At 63.0% G+C, this 17,584-nt stretch carries 20 protein-coding genes; 8 read left to right on the top strand and 12 right to left on the bottom strand.

Annotated elements, in window-relative coordinates; genetic code table 11:
• Nucleotides 1-7: 7 nt before the first annotated feature.
• The 8 genes from trxC to H1S04_RS11310 form a co-directional block, all read right to left on the bottom strand.
• Nucleotides 8-430: a thioredoxin TrxC gene (gene trxC, locus H1S04_RS11345; protein ID WP_181745701.1), complete on the bottom strand. Its 423-nt coding sequence runs from the start codon at nucleotides 428-430 to the stop codon at nucleotides 8-10.
• A 52-nt stretch (nucleotides 431-482) separates the two neighbouring features.
• Nucleotides 483-923: a rhomboid family intramembrane serine protease gene (locus tag H1S04_RS11340; protein WP_298945166.1), complete on the bottom strand. Its 441-nt coding sequence runs from the start codon at nucleotides 921-923 to the stop codon at nucleotides 483-485.
• 75 nt (nucleotides 924-998) lie between these two features.
• The gene (locus tag H1S04_RS11335) at nucleotides 999-1,574 is read right to left on the bottom strand and encodes an NADH dehydrogenase ubiquinone Fe-S protein 4 (RefSeq protein ID WP_181745700.1); all 576 of its coding nucleotides are present in this window, start codon (nucleotides 1,572-1,574) and stop codon (nucleotides 999-1,001) included.
• Nucleotide 1,575: 1 nt separating this feature from the next.
• Nucleotides 1,576-2,196, bottom strand: a complete 621-nt coding sequence (locus H1S04_RS11330; RefSeq protein ID WP_181745784.1) for a hypothetical protein — start codon at nucleotides 2,194-2,196, stop codon at nucleotides 1,576-1,578.
• A gap of 211 nt (nucleotides 2,197-2,407) precedes the next feature.
• Nucleotides 2,408-3,055, bottom strand: coding sequence for an HdeD family acid-resistance protein (locus H1S04_RS11325; RefSeq protein WP_038146996.1), 648 nt, complete (start codon nucleotides 3,053-3,055; stop codon nucleotides 2,408-2,410).
• A gap of 11 nt (nucleotides 3,056-3,066) precedes the next feature.
• Nucleotides 3,067-4,224 carry a sigma factor-like helix-turn-helix DNA-binding protein gene (locus H1S04_RS11320; RefSeq protein ID WP_181745699.1) on the bottom strand — a complete coding sequence of 386 codons (1,158 nt, stop codon included), beginning with the start codon at nucleotides 4,222-4,224 and terminating at the stop codon, nucleotides 3,067-3,069.
• Between the two features lie 77 nt (nucleotides 4,225-4,301).
• Entirely contained in the window at nucleotides 4,302-7,196 is a 2,895-nt protein-coding gene (locus tag H1S04_RS11315) for an ATP-dependent Clp protease ATP-binding subunit (protein ID WP_181745698.1), read from the bottom strand.
• 260 nt (nucleotides 7,197-7,456) lie between these two features.
• Entirely contained in the window at nucleotides 7,457-7,831 is a 375-nt protein-coding gene (locus H1S04_RS11310) for a MarR family winged helix-turn-helix transcriptional regulator (protein ID WP_255435585.1), read from the bottom strand.
• 206 nt (nucleotides 7,832-8,037) lie between these two features.
• Between H1S04_RS11310 and H1S04_RS11305 the strand changes: the two genes are divergently transcribed.
• From H1S04_RS11305 to H1S04_RS11275, 7 genes are all read left to right on the top strand, one after another.
• Entirely contained in the window at nucleotides 8,038-8,478 is a 441-nt protein-coding gene (locus H1S04_RS11305) for an Hsp20/alpha crystallin family protein (RefSeq protein WP_181745697.1), read from the top strand.
• A 14-nt stretch (nucleotides 8,479-8,492) separates the two neighbouring features.
• Nucleotides 8,493-8,891, top strand: coding sequence for an Hsp20/alpha crystallin family protein (locus H1S04_RS11300; RefSeq protein WP_181745696.1), 399 nt, complete (start codon nucleotides 8,493-8,495; stop codon nucleotides 8,889-8,891).
• A 20-nt stretch (nucleotides 8,892-8,911) separates the two neighbouring features.
• Entirely contained in the window at nucleotides 8,912-9,403 is a 492-nt protein-coding gene (locus H1S04_RS11295; RefSeq protein WP_036751095.1) for an Hsp20/alpha crystallin family protein, read from the top strand.
• Nucleotides 9,404-9,475: 72 nt separating this feature from the next.
• A complete protein-coding gene (locus tag H1S04_RS11290) occupies nucleotides 9,476-10,429 on the top strand; it encodes a YfdX family protein (RefSeq protein ID WP_181745695.1) in 954 nt (317 codons plus the stop codon).
• 221 nt (nucleotides 10,430-10,650) lie between these two features.
• Nucleotides 10,651-11,130, top strand: a complete 480-nt coding sequence (locus H1S04_RS11285) for a phosphate-starvation-inducible PsiE family protein (RefSeq protein WP_181745694.1) — start codon at nucleotides 10,651-10,653, stop codon at nucleotides 11,128-11,130.
• Nucleotides 11,131-11,339: 209 nt separating this feature from the next.
• A complete protein-coding gene (locus tag H1S04_RS11280; protein WP_220185204.1) occupies nucleotides 11,340-11,795 on the top strand; it encodes a M48 family metalloprotease in 456 nt (151 codons plus the stop codon).
• A 27-nt stretch (nucleotides 11,796-11,822) separates the two neighbouring features.
• On the top strand, nucleotides 11,823-12,017 hold the full coding sequence (locus tag H1S04_RS11275; protein ID WP_181745693.1) for a hypothetical protein: 195 nt from the start codon (nucleotides 11,823-11,825) through the stop codon (nucleotides 12,015-12,017).
• A gap of 125 nt (nucleotides 12,018-12,142) precedes the next feature.
• Here the strand turns inward: H1S04_RS11275 and H1S04_RS11270 are convergent, their stop codons facing one another.
• Nucleotides 12,143-12,688 carry a Hint domain-containing protein gene (locus H1S04_RS11270; protein ID WP_255435596.1) on the bottom strand — a complete coding sequence of 182 codons (546 nt, stop codon included), beginning with the start codon at nucleotides 12,686-12,688 and terminating at the stop codon, nucleotides 12,143-12,145.
• Here H1S04_RS11270 and H1S04_RS18685 point away from each other — a divergent pair.
• Nucleotides 12,653-12,946 carry a hypothetical protein gene (locus H1S04_RS18685; protein WP_255435584.1) on the top strand — a complete coding sequence of 98 codons (294 nt, stop codon included), beginning with the start codon at nucleotides 12,653-12,655 and terminating at the stop codon, nucleotides 12,944-12,946. The two genes, H1S04_RS11270 and H1S04_RS18685, sit on opposite strands and share 36 nt — an antisense overlap.
• Nucleotides 12,947-13,579: 633 nt before the next feature.
• On the opposite strand, the gene H1S04_RS11265 is transcribed toward H1S04_RS18685, so the two are convergent.
• The 3 genes from H1S04_RS11265 to mprF all read right to left on the bottom strand — a co-directional run bounded on the left by H1S04_RS11265 (nucleotide 13,580) and on the right by mprF (nucleotide 17,497).
• On the bottom strand, nucleotides 13,580-13,993 hold the full coding sequence (locus H1S04_RS11265) for a hypothetical protein (protein WP_181745692.1): 414 nt from the start codon (nucleotides 13,991-13,993) through the stop codon (nucleotides 13,580-13,582).
• A 216-nt stretch (nucleotides 13,994-14,209) separates the two neighbouring features.
• Nucleotides 14,210-14,692 (bottom strand): VOC family protein, encoded by a 483-nt coding sequence (locus tag H1S04_RS11260; protein WP_181745691.1) that lies wholly within the window; start codon nucleotides 14,690-14,692, stop codon nucleotides 14,210-14,212.
• Nucleotides 14,693-14,857: 165 nt separating this feature from the next.
• Entirely contained in the window at nucleotides 14,858-17,497 is a 2,640-nt protein-coding gene (gene mprF / locus H1S04_RS11255; protein WP_181745690.1) for a bifunctional lysylphosphatidylglycerol flippase/synthetase MprF, read from the bottom strand.
• Between the last annotated feature and the right edge of the window lie 87 nt (nucleotides 17,498-17,584).

The following is a 17,584-nucleotide window of genomic DNA, read 5'->3' as shown; positions in this document are numbered from 1 at the left end:
GTAAACTCTAGACGTGCGACCGCGCCCACTGCGCTATCTGCGCGGCAGGCATTGCTCCGCTCGTTCTCGCAATTTCCTTCCCGCTCCTGAACAGGATCATGGTGGGAATGCCGCGGATCCCGTAGCGGCCGGCAATCTGCTGTTCGGCCTCGGTGTCGAGCTTGCCCAGGCGGACATGGGGTTCGAGCGAGCGCGCCGCCGCCTCGAACTGGGGCGCCATCATCTTGCATGGCCCGCACCACTCGGCCCAGAAATCGACCAGCAAGGGCAGTTCGGCATTCGCATGACGGTCAAAATTAGTCGCTGTAAGCGTGACGGGCCTGCCTTGAAAGAGGGGCGCGCCGCAGCGTCCGCAATTGGGATTATCGGTCAGGCGCTCTTGCGGCACTCTGTTGGTGGAATTGCAGTGCGGGCAAGCGACCGTGGGCATCCTGTATCCTTTCGTTGACGAGCCGGTCCTGGCGGCCGGCTGATGCAAGCATTCAGCGCGTGGACATGGCGCGGCGGGCCTCTCGCTGCCGCGGTGCGGGTAGGTAGCAACCGATCACGCCCGCGATGGCCCCCGATGCGCCAAGCGCGGGAACGACTGAGTGGGGGTTCGCCAGCGCGTGAGCCAGTCCGGCCGCCACACCACAGAACAGATAGAACAGTGTGAATCTACCCGGTCCGAACCGATCTTCGACGGCGGGGCCGAAGATCCAGAGCGTCCACATGTTCAAGATGAGATGCAGCCAGCCCCCGTGCAGGAAGATGTTTGTCAGGAACGGCGTCCAATCGGACGGGGCGATGAGACGGAGCTGACCGAAGACGCGCGACGGCACCAGCGCGAAGTCGAACAGGAACCGGTTGAGCGCACGCGGCGGCAGGCCGCTCTGGTAGAGGAAAGCGAGAAGGCTGATCCCGACGACTGACCAGACGGCCACGGGGGGGTATCTGCGAGCAACGGTATCGGCCCATGGAAACATCTCATTTCCCCGAGCGCATGCAGCTGGCCGTCATCACGTCGTCTTTCTTGCAATTGTCACACCCGTCCACGCCGGAGGATCAGAGGCGGGGAAGGATTCGAGCGAGGCTTCGAGGACCGGATCGAATTCGGCCTCTTCTTGGGACGACAGGTCCACCGTGCCTTTCTGCTCGACTGCGCGCCGGATTGGGTGGTCCGTGCGACCCCGATCCAGGCGGAACGGTATGCGAAAGGCGTTCGGGGCGTCGGCGCCGTTATAGAGGCGATGCCGCTCCTCTCCCCGCCAGGGGTTAGGCGCGGGGCGGCGCGGGGCGTCCTCACGCACGATATAGCGCCAGTCCTGCCGCTCGGCGAAGTCCACGGCGCTATCACGGTCGGGGAATTTCAGCCGGATCGGGCGATAGGGATCGTCGCTGGAGGTATGTCCCATCAGCGGGTCGATCTGCGGCGGCCGGGACGGCTCGAACTCCAGGACCCAGTAGTTGGGCCGAGGCGCCGATGTCATCGCGGAACGGGCAGGACGGTAGATGATTGCCGTCGGCACGTCCCAGGATGGCAGATCGGTTCCTGGAATTTTCGGCGGGAATGGTGGACGATTATCGCCGCGCATATCAGTTCTCCCGGGTGTCGGTGGATACGAGAAGGTGACGTTCGAGATCGTCGAGTTTTTCCATTCGCCTCGAATTCAGGCGAACGGCGCGTTCGGTGTTCTGCGAAGGAAAGGCAGCAGCGTGCAGGACGTCCGACCGCATCGCTATCGTGAGATCGGCGACGGCATTCATCACGCCCTCTCCGTCCCCGTCCGAGAGCGTGCCGTCAGCAAAACCGGACTGCAAGCTCTCCAGTACCTGCTCGAAGCTGGACACGACCCCTGCACTCGCGACCACAGCCATCTTGTGGCTGAGAACACGCAGTTCATCGATCAGCTTCGCATCGTGCCTTGCGGTTTCCACGATCTCTGCGACCTTCTCGATACAGGCCATGTAAATGTCGCATTGCTGCTGGAGGATGATGACCCTTCCTTCCTTGCGAAGCTCGAGATCGGTCTGGCGATTGAGAAGCGCCGCGGTCAGAATGATCGTCACGACAGCGCCGAGGAAGATGAGCGTCATCTCCTGCGCGAAAGGCAGTATGTCTTCGGCAAGATACATCGAACGAAAAACGAAAAGGATTCCGATGCCCAAGGCAGCGGCCGCACCAGCAAATGCCAAGTCAGGCAGGCGGTTCGACATCAGCACCTCGCATTTTCGGTGTCAAGTGGCATGCACGGCTTTGCATCGGCGTCCGGCGCCTCTGCGTCCCGGTGCCGCAGGAAGATTGGCGTCGGACCGCTGCCGAACGGATTGAAGCCCGTGCTCAGGCAACGGTCGAAGATCGTTTCGTCCCATCGGGTGAAATCGTGCTCCTCGCCGGCAAGTCGCCCGTCATGCACCACAGGGCACCTCACGCCTTTGCCGATGGGGGAGCGTCATCGAAGGCCGCACCGTCCGAACGATCCGCCTTGCGAAGCCGTAGCCCGAGGAGGATCATCATCACCCCGAAGAACGCGGCGTAGAAGCCGATCAGCCAGCCGAGCGCGAGGAAGCTTTCGACCGGGCGCGTCAGCAGCATCCAGGTCACGACGACACCGAGAACGACCGAGAGAAGGCCGCTTAGGATCAGCCAGATTTCGCCGTCGATTTCCTTTCGCAGGCGGATCGCTGCCGCGATCTCGAGGGCACCCGAGAACACGGACCAGAAGGCGATGCTGGCCCAGAGGAATGTCGCAAGCACAAGCGTCGCGACAAAAGGCGAGACAACCACGACGACGCCCGTGGCGATGCCCAGAATGCCGCTGAACATCAGCCAGCCCCAGCGTTCGCCCTTGCGGATGTTACGTATCGCGGCGACGAGGCCGAACACGCCGTCGGCAAAGGCGAACGCGCCGAAGACCAGCGTGAGCGCCAGAAGCGATTCCGCAGGCATGACGAAGGCTAGCACTGCGATGATCAATGCGAGCACGCCGCGTAACACGAATGCCCACCAATTCCGGGACAGGCTGCACAGCATGTCCTGCATCTTGTCGGTCGGGTTTTCAGAGGCTGTGGTCATTGGTCGATCTCCTATTCAGTTCCATGTAAGGTGTCGGAGCCGGCCTCCTCGCCGGTTAGGGCGGCGGCCAAGCGGCGGCGATCCTCGATCGGCTGAGGCAGACGCTGCGTGTGAGCGATTTCCCGTTGGACGGGCGCGCGGCCTGATGGTTCTCTGACCAACCCGGCTTCGGCAAGCCTCGCGCGTAGTGTCGCGCCCGCATTTTCTGCGATCTCCGCGACCTCTGTCTCGGTCAGGCCGAAAAGTTCTGCCGTCTCCGCGATCGTGGCGTCTTCCAGGTACATCCGATACAGGACGCGGCGCTCGACCGGAGCAAGATCTGCGATAGCCCGGTGCAGTGCCATGGCGATCTTATGACGATCCACATCGGTCTCGGCGTCTGTGCCGCCGTCGTCGGCGATGAGGTCCTCCAGCATCAGCACTTCGTCGGGCTGGTAGAACTCGAACATCGCCTGATCCGCCTCGGTCGGATCCTCCGCCGGGGCCTCGGGTTCCGCCTCGATGGAGGCGGCATCCTCAGGCACGGCGCGGCGGGCGGCGCGGGATTCTTCCTCGATGGTCTCAAAAGCCAGCCGTTTCAGCCAGTCGCCGACGGAAAACTCCGAAGGTCGATCCTCGAAGCGGGCCAGCCCCTTGAGGATCGTCGCATCGAAGAGACCGCGAACGCTCAGATATCCCTCCGGTACCGATCCGCTGCATTCGAGATAGGTCAACTCGCGCCTGACGGTGTCATAGATTGTATCGAGATGATCCTCGATCAGGTCAAAGAAGAGCTGGCGCCGGTCCGCTTCCGCCGCATCCCGCGCGGGCGGCAGCGGGGCGCCGATCCGGCGCCGGCGGGCGGGACGCTTGTATTCAGGCTCGTGCTTGAGGCGCGCCACATGCCGATCGACCTGGTGGCGCAGGTCGGCAAAGGCCTTGCGCAGGACAGGCTCGATCTCGAATCCCTCTTCCCGCGCCGCGATCACGCCCGACGGCAGTTGCAGGCGCAGGCTGACTTTGATGCGCGTCTTGCCCCTCGTCTGCGAGGCAACGACTTCGAGCCGGACCAGATCCTCGCGAAAGCGCGCAAGGTGCGGTTCAAGTTGCCGCACCTCTTCCTCGATGACCTCAGGCGCGCGCTGTTGGCCGTGCCGGTCGAGATTGCGGAATGATCTAATGACGTTCATGCCGTGGACCTTCCTATAACTCTCCGAAGAGATGGTCCGGCGCGACCGATATCGCGCCGGACCAGTCTTTTGCGCTGTCACTCGGCGGACTTGTCGTCCTTGGACTGCACCTCATCCCCAACGCTGGGCTTCGGAACGTCCGTCCTGTCTTCGGCAACTTCGCTGGGCTCCTCGATCCCGGCCTTGGCCTGATCGTCCGGGCTGTCGTCACCGGTGTCCTTTACGATCTTTTCGAACACGACCCTCTGTTCGTCTTCCGACCAGGCGACGCGGACCTTGTCACCATCCTCGATCCGCCCGGAGAGCATCTCGCGGGCCAACTCGGTCTCCAACTCCGACCGGATCAGCCGGCGCAGCTCGCGGGCGCCGAATTCGGGGCGGAAGCCGACCGCGCCGAAGTGATCCACGACGCTCACGTCGAATTCGAGTTCGACGCCCTGGGTAAGGGCGGTCCGCTTCACCCGGTTGAGCTGCAACTCGACGATCTGGCGGATCTCCGACTGGTTCAGCGAATGGAAGACGATGATCTCGTCGATCCGGTTGATGAACTCTGGCCGGAAATGACCGCGCAACACCTCCATCAGTTCGGATTTCTGCTTGGCCTCGTCGAACTCACTGCTGCCGCGTTTCGTGAGGTTGCGCTGGATGATGTCCGAACCGAGGTTCGAGGTGGCGATGATGATGGTGTTAGTGAAGTCCACCACGCGGCCCTTGCCATCTGTCAGGCGGCCATCGTCGAACACCTGAAGCAGGATGTTGTAGACATCGGGATGCGCCTTTTCGATCTCGTCGAGGAGCACGACCGAGTAGGGCCGACGGCGCACCTTCTCCGTCAGCTGCCCGCCTTCGTCGTATCCGACGTAGCCCGGAGGTGCGCCAACCAACCGGGCAACCGAGTGGCGCTCGCCATACTCCGACATGTCGATACGGATCAGCGCATCCTGGTCGCCGAAGATCACCTCCGCGAGCGTCTTGGCCAGTTCCGTCTTGCCAACCCCGGTTGGCCCGAGAAACAGGAAGGTCGCAGTCGGACCGGAACCTTCGCGCAGACCCGCACGCGCCAGCCGCACCGCATCGGCCACGGCGCGGATCGCTTCTTCCTGGCCGATGACGCGCTCGTGCAGCTTCTCTTCGAGCTTGAGGAGCTTGTCCTTCTCCTCGGTGGTCAGCTCCGTGACCGGAACGCCGGTGATCTTGGAGACGATCTGCGCGACGTGATCGGCGCGCACCTCGGCGGTCGCCGAAGCCTGGTCGCGCTTCCAGATTTCCAGAAGCTCGTCCAGTTCCTTCTGCTTCTGTTCGAGTTCCTTCTTCAGTTCCGCTGCCCGGTCGAATTGCTTGCGGGCCGCGGCATAGTCCTGTTCGCGCTTGATCTGCGCGACCTCGGCTTCCAGCTCCTGGACGTCCACGGGGCGCGCCGTGGCCGAGATCTTCACCCGCGCGGCTGCCTGATCGATCAGGTCGATCGCCTTGTCGGGCATGAAGCGACCGGTGATATAGCGATCCGAAAGCTCCGCGGCGGCGATGATGGCCTCGTCGGTAATCGTCACCTTGTGGTGCGCCTCCAGCGTGTCGCGCAGGCCGCGCAGGATCATGATGACCTGAGCTATCGTGGGTTCCTCGACATAGACCGGCTGGAACCGTCGCTCGAGCGCCGCGTCCTTCTCGATGTATTTCTGGTACTCGTTGAGCGTCGTCGCACCGATCAGGTTCAGCTCGCCCCGCGCCAGCGCCGGCTTGAAGGTGTTGGCGATGTCGAGACCGCCTTCGCCACCGCCCTGGCCGGCGCCGACGATGGTGTGGATCTCGTCGATGAACAGGATCAGGCTGTCCTTCTCCTCGGTGATCTCCTTGAGGATCTTCTGGACTCGCTCCTCGAACTCGCCGCGATACTTCGACCCGGCCACCATCGAGTTGATGTTGAGCTCGACCAGCCGCTTGTCGCGCAGCGCCTCGGGCACTTCGCCCGCGACGATCCGTTGTGCAAGTCCCTCGACGATGGCGGTCTTGCCCACGCCGGGCTCGCCGATCAGCACCGGGTTGTTCTTTTTCCGGCGGGCCAGCACTTCGATCGTCGTCTCGATCTCGCGGGCGCGGCCGATGACGGGATCGAGCTTGCCCTCGCGGGCGAGCTTCGTCAGGTCACGGCTGAACTGGTCGAGATCGGGGGTGTTCGACGGAGTCTCGACGCGGCCTTCCTCGGCTCCCTTGCCGACCACCTTCGTCACCTGCTGACGCAGCGCCTGCGGCGTCAACCCCAGCTTGCGTAGCATCGCCGCGGCCAGGCCTTCACCTTCCTCGGCAAGTCCGATCAGAAGGTGCTCGGGACCGACATAGGAATGGCCAAGCTCGTTCGAGGCGATGAAGGCCCGGTTCAGCGCGTCCTTCAGGCGAGGGCTTACGCCGATTTCGCCTTCCGTCTTGGCGTCTCCACGCTTCGCTTCCTTCTCGATCTGGCGGCGCAGATCGTCCACATCGACCTTGAACTGTTCCAGGATCGTCTTGACGACGTCAGACGAGGTCAATGCCAGAAGCAGATGTTCGGTATCGACCTCGCTGCGCCCGAATTCCCCGGCCTTCTGTGCGGCATCCTGCAGCAGCTTGTTGCCCTGTTCGCTCAGCCGGTCGGCGATGGTGCGTCCGCCGCCGCGCCGCGATCCACGCCGCGGCGCGCCCTCGCCGAAAGTGGCGTCGACGACAGCGTCATCGCTATCACCCATAGAGCCGAGCGTGCCGCCTCGCGGCGGACTGTCACCAAAGAGGCTGCCGAAACCGCTCTCGCCAAAGAATTCGTCAAGGAGGGAGCGCCGTCCGAACAGGGACTCCAGCGGCGAGGCGCTGCGACCCGACCGGCGCGCTACTTCGCTGTAGTGCTGATCGCACAGCTCCATGTTCTGAACTCTGCCGTTCAACGAGGCGCGCACGCGCGCCGTCGCCGGGCGACCGCAAATATCGCAAGCTCCGTTTGCCATTCGTCTTCTCCGTTTCTTTATCCAGTCAGGGTTGTCCGCCGATCATCTGCGCCAGTGACAGTGTCACGCAGCGACCGCTTCCGTCCTTTTCATCTTTGAACCTAATGCCACCAGATCGGGCTCGTCCACTGTCTTTGGTTGCAGGAGATCCTGCGCAGATTGCTCGAGAAGATCCAGTCTTCCTCTCCATACCGATTCGCGCCCTCTAGCGTGAAAGCCGCGCATCTATGCGTTCGAGAAGTGCGAGAAGAACGCGCCTCTCATCGACTGATAGGTCCTGTAAGATGTCTTCCTTCAACGCCGCTCGTCGGGGATCTAGGTCTCGCAAGATTTTTTTGCGTCTTTCTCGTCGGCACAACGATCTGCGACCGCCGATCATTCGGTGACGGCGAACGCTCAACCCAGCCGCCGCGCACCATGCGGTCCACGAGTTGCCCGGCTGTCGCACTGCCGACTTCCAGCCGCGCCGCGAGGTCGCCGATCGCGAGGCCCGGGCACTCGTCCACATGGGCGGCTGCCATCCACGACTGTCTCGTCAAACCGGACTCACGACTTTCATCGTCGATCCGCTGCTGGATGTGCTGGGCGACCCGATGGATCGTCGTCCCGATCAACGCATGGTCGGATGCAATCATCATTTGACCTCCAAGGATCTGTAGGCCGTCGCGAAGCTCCATCAGACGCCGATAGAGATTGAAATGCTAGCATAAATTATGCCTGCGTGGTATCCTTGTGAGCGTAGAATTGAAAAGGTTTCGGGATCGATATCTCTTGCCGTGGCGATCGAACCGCGAATGCAGTGTTTTCCTGCACGACGTCGTCGAGCCACAGGAGACCAGCAATGCTCTATCCAACATATCTGCGCCGCAGCGATCCCTTTGCGCTGATGCGCTCCATGATGCGCGATCTCGACCGCGGCTTCTGGCCGTCGCCGTCTCGTGCGGCATTCCTGGCTGTGAATGTCTGGCAGGATGCGGAAGCCGTCGCCGTTACTACCGAACTTCCTGCCATCAAGCCGGGCGATATCGAGATCGCGGTCAAGGACAACGTCCTGACGATTTCGGGCGAACGAACGGCGCCCGAGGGCGAACGAACGGCGCCCGAGGGCGCGCGCTGGCACCGCAGAGAGCGCGGGTATGGCAAGTTTTCTCGCGCGATCCGTCTGCCATTCGCGGCCGCGGATGACAAGGTCGAGGCGAAAATAGCGAACGGCGTACTGCGGATCGTCATCTCCCGGCCCGAGGCAGAAAAACCAAAAAAAATCGAGATCAAGGCAGCCTGAGAGGAGCTGGAACGATGAGCACCGACATCACGCAAGCCACCGAAACGACGCCGACCGACGCGCCCGAGACCGCCGGCGGCGGCCGCATCTACCGCCCGCTGACCGATATTGTCGAGACCGATCAGGGTGTCTCCATGATGCTCGAAATGCCTGGGGTCGCCCCCGATGCGGTCGAAATCACACTCGAAAACCGCGTGCTGACGATCCGCGGCAAGGTTGAGCCGATGCGGCCAGAAAACCTGGAACTTGCCTATGCCCAATATGGCGAGGGTGATTTCGAGAGGGCCTTCACGCTTTCCGAGAATTTCGATCCCGACAGGATCGAGGCCGAGATGCGCGGAGGCGTCCTCACTTTGACGCTCCCCCGAGCCCCTGAAGCGCAGCCAAAAAGGATCCCCGTCAAAGGCGCCTGAAAACCGAAGGAGACCATATCATGCAGATCAAAGACCTCATTCCCTGGGCACGCAAGGACGGCGCGCCAGACGCCAAGAGCAGCGAAGACAACCCGATCGCGACACTCCAGCGCGAAATGAACCATGTGTTCGAGAACTTCTGGAACCGGGTCGGTCATTTCGAATGGCCCTTTGGCAGCGGCGAAGCGAAATCCGACGTGGTCGAGACCGACAAGGCGATCGAAGTGTCGATCGAGCTGCCGGGCATGGAGATGAAGGACATCGAGGTGACGGTCAACGATGACATGTTGACTGTGAAGGGCGAGAAGAAGATCGAGCGCCAGGAGGAGAAAAAAGGGTATTATCTGTCCGAGCGCAGCTACGGCGCGATCTATCGGACAATCCCGCTCCCCCCCGGTGTGGATGGCGAAAAGGCGGAGGCATCCTTCAAGAACGGGGTTCTGACGATCAAGCTGCCGCAAACGCCCGAAGCCCAGGCCAAGGTCAGGAAAATCGCGGTCAAGGAGGCCTGAGCCGGGCATTGATCGTGCCAACTCTGCGGCGAAACCGCCGTAGAACCAATCACAGCCGAAAGGAATAGACTGATGAAACTCAGGAATCTTTACGCGGGAACAGCTTTGGCCCTGCTGATTGTCAGCGCCGGCCCTTCCTGGTCTCAGGATACGGCTCAGGCGGAGGCTAAAGCGCAGGCGGTCAACCGGGAGCAGGTCCAAGAGAGCGTGACCGCCGAAACCGATTCACAGTTCGCCGATAAACGCACCGCCCTGATCCAGGAGGCGGTCGACGCGCTCGATGAAACGATGGCCGCGATCGCCGCGATCGAGAAGGGCGATAAAGATGCGGCGATTGCTGCGCTCGCGTTGGCTACGGGGAAGCTCGAAACCGTCGTCGCGCGTGAACCGGGTCTCGCTCTGGCGCCCGTGTCGGTCAATCATTTCACCTATGACGTTCTGGGCAGCGTCGAAGCCGTCCGAGGACTCGGCAAACAGATCAAGGACTTGGTCGACGATGGGAAGTTCCAGGAAGCGAGACCGCTGCTGAGCGAGTTCGCGTCCGAGGTTGTCATCCGGACAACCAGCCTGCCGCTTGCGACCTATCCCGACGCGATCCTTGCAGCGACGGCACTGCTTGATGAAGGAAAGACCGACGAAGCGATGACGGTTCTCAACGCCGCACTGAGCACCCAGGTGGTGACCGAAACAGTGATCGCCCTGCCTCCGCTCAGAGCCGTGGCGATGATCGAGAAGGCCAAAGCTCTGCTCAATGACGACGGTGAGGCGGCAAACGACAAGGCCGCTACTGAAGATAAAGCCGCTACTGAAGATGCCGATCTGACGGCCGCCGACTATGTTGAGGCGGCACGCCAGGAACTCAAAATCGCCGAAGCGCTCGGCTACGGCCGCGAAAGCGATTTCGAGGATCTGCATAAGGCGCTGGATGAGTTGGACCGTCAGATTGAGGCGCAGGAGGATACCGGAGGGATCTTCGAAACGATTGCGACCCGGTTCGAGGAACTTCGAACGCGCATCTTCAACTAAAAGAGAACCTCTAATGGAGCCCCGCCGCAAACGAGACCAGCGGCGGGGCTCTTTCGCAGGAAGACTGAGGAACGATCGATAGTCTGGGCCCGGAGTCCCGGTTCTCGACACATAACAATTGGTTCCTGGCTCCATCGCAGGTAAAGAATTCCCGAATGATCCCGGTCTGCGGCGAAGCCAGGGAGAGCTTGTCTATTCGGGGGGAACTTCGAGGGGAACTGATGAAAGACCTGAAACCATCCGGGCTGACCCGTGAACAATGGTCGGCGATGACGCTCTACGAGAAGTTCGAGCAAGTTGTCATCATCGTCCTCAGCGTCATCATTGCGGCGATCGTCGTGGCGTCGGTGTGGGCGCTGATGCGCGAAGTCGTGAACCGCTTGATTCTGGGGGCATTCGACACTCTCGATTACGCCACCTTCCAGGTGGTGTTCGGCATGATCTTCACTGTGGTGATCGCGCTCGAGTTCAAGCGCTCCCTTCTTGTTGCGACCGAACGCAGCTTCGGGATCCTCCAGGTCCGCACGATCGTGCTGATCGCGCTCCTCGCCATCGCGCGCAAATTCATCATCCTGGACCTCGGCGAGACGGATTCATCCAAGATTGCAGCACTCGCGGGCGCAGCGCTTGCGCTCGGCGCTGTCCACTGGCTGGTGCGCGATCAGGACCGGCGCGAACTCGGAGGCCACGAGACGCGATGACCGCGGCTTCCGCCTGCTCAATTTCGTGCAATCGGCGCTGCTGCTCGGGCTCATGGCCGCGATCGCTTGGATCGCGGTGACAGCGATCGTCGGACCCGAGACCGGTCTCCTCATGGCGCTCGCAATGGTCGGGGATCTCCTGTTTCCGCCCGCGCTGCCACACCGGCTGCTCCTCTCGGCTTAACAGGCGCAGCGGCTCGCCGGTCGTGATGCCCCGGTCTCCTCGCGGCCCTGGCCGAACTCACCCGCAGGGCCGGGCTGCAGCGCGCGCCCGCGCTTTATCGCGTGCCGAGCCGGCTGCCGAACGCCTTCGCCCTGGGCAGCCCCGAGGACAGCGCATCTGGGTCACCGACGGGCTGCTCGGCCTGCTCGACGGCCGAGAACTCGCCGGGGTGCTGGCGCATGAGATCGGGCATATCGCCAACCGCGACCTGTGGATCATGAGCCTCGCAGACATGATGTCGCGCCTCGTCTCGCTGGCAAGCTGGCTCGGACAGCAGAACGGCGACCTGTCAGAAGGCAGGTCACAGGTCTTCCAGAGAAGGTTGGATATCAAGCCCATCCCCTCCGCCACTTCGGAACAAAACCGGGAACGCCGATTCCCGCCGATTTCCCTCCTCTGGTGGCTATCAGCGTCCTCAACAGCGCGGTTTTGCTGCGGTTGACGTAGATCGCGCCGCCCGGACCTCGCCATGCTGGCCGCGCTGATCAACGCTCTCCTGCGGGCAACCCAGCAGCGAGGCGAGCGCGTCTTCGATCCGTTCGGGGTTCAACAGCCTTTCCTAAATCTGGCTGACAACGATGCGGTCGAGCTTATCCATGGGGATCGTGCGGCCCTTCCAGCCGGTTTCGCCCTGCCGTGTAGGGTGGCACGCCCCGAAGAATGACCAGATCGCCGAAAGACGGCGGACCACATCAGGGTCGGCCGATCACAACCATTGATCGACGGTGTTGCCGCCACCTTCCAGCTGCTGCGAGCCGTGCCTGCCCTTCGCAGCGTCCATGCAGGGGGTTACTGAACGGCTCGGCTGTTTTGCAGATGCCGTGCCGCCAGACGGCGACCCTGACGACCGGCCACAAGGGGACGGGCTGGGGCAAAATCGCGGTCCATCAACTCGGGGAAGATGGTCAGAATTTCCTCGCGGGCGGCAGGACCCACGGATTTCAGCGCCTCGGGACCGGTATAGAGCGACTCCGCCTCGGTATCATTCGCGATGATGACCTCGTGCCGGTCAAAGAGCAGGTGAAAATATTCGATCTGACCGACATCTGCGGCAACCTCGATCCCGTCAAGCGCGCAAAGGTGCTTGGCAGCCACCAGCACCTCGTCGGCGCCGAACATTCGCCGCGCGATATGCGAGCGCACCAGTAACCGGTGCTGAGGCGAGACGAGCAGGTCCTGCGACGGCACGCCTGCCCCAAGGGCGCCCTGGCCGACCCGGATCGGCAGCAGCCGCGCATTCGCCCGCAGCTTTTCCGCCGAAAGCCGCCGCGAGCCGATCCAGCTGATCGGCTGGGTGCCATGGTCGCGGGTGACGACCAGATCGCCCTCGCGCAGCGCCTCGACCGGTACCGCGCCGCGATCGGTCAGGATCAGCGTGCCATTGGCGAAACAGACGATATCCAGGTCATAGATCGACGGCTTGAAGGACAGGGTTGGGTCAAGATAGCCGCTCTGAACGTTGCCATTGAATTGAGACGCCGAAACGACCGTGATTTTCTGCAGCGATTTGATCTGGTCAACGCGTCACGGGCTGCCGCAGACGGGCGCAGGAACACGTCACCATTGCTCATCTGGACAATCACGGCCGGATAACGTGAAGTTGTCCCGTCCGGGGTGAGAACATCGATCTGAACGATGGAAAAGAAGTCCAGCGTGACATCCGTCACGGGCTCACCCGTTGTCGGAGAAATATAGTCGAAGTCCGAGTCAGGCGCAGCGAGCCCATTTTGTTGCAGGTGGTATTGCGGCAGAAACCACTCGCCCTTTTGCGCTGCATTACTGGGATAAGTCGTTCCCGTCAGCTTGGTGGGCTTGATCTCATCAGAGCCTTCCCGGCTCAGCCCGACAATCTGTTGGACTTCCGCATCAGTCGGGGCTGTGTTTGGGTCTGAGTTGAGCGCACTCTGGTTTCCGAGCCAAAGCCAATCGACGGTTGAAGTACCCATAGTTTCATCACCCCACGGAATTTCACAAGCCGTCGACCCTAATATAACCATCGCCCAAAGCCAATATTCATCCCGATAACATCGCGGTGAGCGACTTAACGGCGACATAATGTCGCAGCGGCACGGCCATTACGCCCTTCGAAGGCCGCTCAGATCCTCGACAAGAAGATGCTGCGGCCTCCCGGAGGAAACGTGAAATGCATGGCCTTACCGCGGGGCGCCGTGTCGCAATCATTCGGCCCGGAAGGGAGATGCATTTCAGCACTGTTGCCGAGGACGATCAGCCGAGGAAAGCTGATTTATAAAAATCTATCGTCAAGACTATGAATAATAACATGAATTTTACCACCTTTCGCCCGTTCAATTGAAATGCGGATGCTTCTTTCCGATGGCCGCAAGCGAAGCTTCCTCGCCACAATCGGACGGCAGCATTGGGTTCGCGCGGGTTCACGCTAGCTGCGGTAAACTCGATCTCAATATCGCCGTGCTTCTTTTTTGTTTTTACGGCTTCGTCTGTTTTTCCACCCTGTTTCGTGGCGAGGGCTTTTGACGGGCACCACCAATTTTGCGCCGTCCTCAGCGAAAAGTATGATGGAATGGGCGGCCGCATATTCCTTATGCCCGGCCTTGCGCTTCCAGATTTCGTTGTCGTGATCGCATATACGAAGGCGCCAGCAGCAGCCATGCTCCGCACGAAATCTCATTGATCGACCAAGGGCCAGCTGGGCGGCGCATGGCCATCCCACAGATGCCAGCGCCTTCGCGGGCGCATCAGGCGCGCACCACGTCCCTTGTCCATATCCGCCGCGCTCGATCACCGGCTGGGGGGCCGCGCGCCCCCAGGTCGACCCCACGCGATCCCGCTGGGGTCGGAACTTCGCGGGGGTGCGCAACCCGCCGCGCGTCGCGGCTAGCCGCCTGCCGCCGCGGCTTCGATGGCGGCGATGTCGATCTTCTGCATGCTCAGCATCGCCTCCATCGCGCGACGGGCCATCTCGCGATCCGGGCCATAGACCAACTCGATCAGCCGCCGGGGGGTGATCTGCCAGGAATAGCCCCAGCGGTCCTTGCACCAGCCGCAGGCGCTTTCCTGACCGCCATTGCCGACGATGGCGTTCCAGTAACGGTCCGTCTCGGCCTGATCGGCGGTCAGCACCATGAAGCTGACAGATTCGTTCGGGGTAAACAACGGCCCTCCGTTGAGGCCGACATAGGATTGCCCGAGCAGGGTGAATTCCACCGTCAGTTCGTCGCCCTCATGGCCGCCCGGATGATCGGCGGGGGCCAGATTCACCCGGTCGACATGGCTGTCGGGAAAGGTCGCCGCATAGAACGCGGCGGCGTTGCGGGCTTCGCGCTTGTCGAACCACAGGCAGGTGGTGAGCGTGTTCATGTCAGGTCTCCGTGCGTGGTCGGTTTCGGTCGTCGGATTGGCGATGCGGGCCATTCCCCCAGTCGAAAGGGGGCCTGTCGCTGGTCTCGTGGATCAAGGACGCGCGAAGGCGGCAAGTTCCGACAGCGCCAGCCGTTTTTGCCCGGCCGCGCCGGCGGCGGGCCTTCAGGGCTCGTCGCGCCGGGTCGGGTCGCGGGCGATCAGGCGGGCGGCATCGGTCAGCGGCATCAGTGGCGGCAGTCCCGATGACGTGGCGAGGTAATGGGGGAACCAGTCGGGGCCGAACTTGCACTTGAATGCGCGCAGGCCCGCGAAATTATAGAACCGGCCGCCGCGCCGATAGATGATGTGGCCGAAGCGGTCCCAGATCCGGCCGCTGCGATGGGGCGACAGGCCGGCCAGCGGCGCCATGCCCAGCGAAAAGCGCTGGAAACCCTGCGTCTTCAGTTGCAGCATCAGTTCGGTGAACATGAACTCCATGGTGCCGGCGGGGGCGGCGCCGGAATGCCGCATCAGATCGATGCTGGCGGATTGACGCGTCGCGGTCGTCATCAGATTGGCGAAGGCCACCACCTTTCCGTCCAGGCGCACCAGTGCGATCGACCAGCGGTTCAGCCAGTCGGGGTCGAATCGCCCGACCGAAAAGCCTTTCTCGCGGCCGTTCTTCGCCGCCAGCCATGCGTCCGAGATCTGCCGCAGCTCGGCGATCAGGGCCGCGTCGTGGGGCGGCGCGACCAGTTCCAGCGACAGGCCATCGCGACGGGCGCGGGCATGGGTCGCGCGCAGCTTCTTGCGTTCCGGCCCCTCCAGCGAGAAGCGGCCCAGATCGACCACCGCCTCCTCGCCCATCTTGTGCAGCACCATCCCCAGTTCCAGCATCAGCGGCACGCTCTCGGCGCCGACTTCGTAAAACACCGGACGGGCACCGGCGCGGCGGGCCGCGTCGACGAAGGTGAAGGCGACCTCCTCGGCGGCGGCGGCATCGCCGACGGGACCACCAAAGGCCAGCCACGAGCCGCCGGAAATCCCGAACATCACGAACGCGCGGCGATCATCCGACAGCATGATCGCCTTGTCGCCGGTCAGCGCGAACCCGGCATCGGGCTGATCGCCCGCCATCGCGATCCTGCGCACCGTCTCCAGCATCGCGGCATCGGGGACGGCGGGGCGGAAATGCGGCGCGCGCAGCAGCAGCAGCAAGGATCCCGCACCGATCAGCAGACTGATGAGCAGGCCCGAGCGCAGCGCCCGCGGCGCATTCGCGTTCGCGGCAAACTGCCACCACAATTCATACTCGTAGGGCGTGCTTTTATGGGCGAAGAACAGCACGAAGCCGACGCTGACAATGGCGGCGAACAACAGGATCGCCCAGCCGGGCGTCAGCGCGCCATGGGTCAGCACCGAATGCCGGCGGAAGGCTCGGCGAAACGGCAGCAGGATCAGCACGGCCGCCACCAGCGTCACCGCCTGCTCGGTCTCGCTGCGCTGCAGGGCCGCAACCACCGCGCCCGCCAGCATCGCCCCGATGGTCAGCCACAGCGCACCCTGACTGCGCCGCGCCAGACCCAGCGACAGGATGATCAGCCAGCCGCCCAACCCGCTCGACAACAGGGCCGAGCCCTCGATGAAGGCCAGCGGGAACAGCGTCTCGGCGGCTTCGCCGGCCTGACTGACCGGCGGCAGCAGCGCCGAAAGCGACATCCACAGACCCGAGCCGAAGACCATCATCGCCAGCAGCATCGGGGCGGCCGGCGCGATGGCGCGGAAGGCAGGCTCGGCTGCGGCGAAGACCCGCGTCAGCCAGCCATCCCGCGCCTTGCCGCCGATGGCGCGCCAGCTTTCGAACAGCGCCATCAGGATCAGCGCGATGGCGAAGGGGACAAGGTAATAGATCAGCCGATACAGCAGGAGGGCGGCGGCGATCCGGTCGATGCCCATCGCCGAAGGCAGCGCGGCGATGATGATGGTCTCGAACACGCCGACGCCGCCGGGCACATGGCTCAGCACCCCGGCCATGGTCGCGGCAGCGAAAACGGCGAGGAAGGTCAGAAAGCCCGGCCCGCCCGCCGGCAGCAGCAGATACAGGGTCAGCGCGGAAAAGGTGATGTCGCCAAGGCTGATCAGCAGCTGCATGACCAGCAGCGAGGGCGACGGCGCCTGCAGCTGGAACCGCCCGACCGTCAGCCGCCGTCCGGTGAAGCTGGCCCAGACCAGCGGCACCAGAATGGCGAGGATCCCCGCGATCGCCAGCAGCCGCACGCTGGAGGCCGACAGGGGCAGGATCGCCGCTAGAGCCAGCGGATGGGTGGCCAGTGCGGCAAGCCCGACCACCGTCGATGCCACGCCGAAGGCCACGGCGGTGAAGGTCGAGACCGCGGCGATGTCATAGCCGTCAAGGTCCAGCCCGGAATAGAGACGCCAGCGCACCGCGCCGCCCGACACCGCCGTCAGCCCGACGGTATTGCCGAAGGCATAGGCCAGAAAGCCGCCGATGATGACCACCGGCAGCGGCAGGCGCTTGCCGATATGGCGCAGCGCCGACCAATCATAGGCCGCGAGGCACAGATAGCCGGCGAGTGTCGCGCCGAGCGCGAGCGCGATGACCTGCCACGGCGTGCCCCGGACCTGATCGGCGACGGCGTGAATGTCGACGGGCGCCAGCAGATGATACAGCGCATAAGCGCCCAGCCCGAACAGCATCAGCGCCAGCAGATAGGGCATGCCCACGCGCAGCCGCGCCACAAGGGACCGCTCGGCCGCGACATCGCGCAGCCGCGTCCCATCCGTCGTGCCTGCCTGTTTCAATGCCGTTCCCGTCCCAGCCTGCCGAATCGCGCCAAACCGTCCCCATATCAGAAACCGGCCGTGTTGTAGCGGTGACGCGCGATCACG

It is taken from the genome of Paracoccus sp. S1E-3 (assembly GCF_013868135.1).
Lineage (GTDB): Bacteria > Pseudomonadota > Alphaproteobacteria > Rhodobacterales > Rhodobacteraceae > Paracoccus.
Note: the sequence above shows the minus strand (reverse complement) of the source record. Positions and strands in the feature narration are given on the sequence as shown.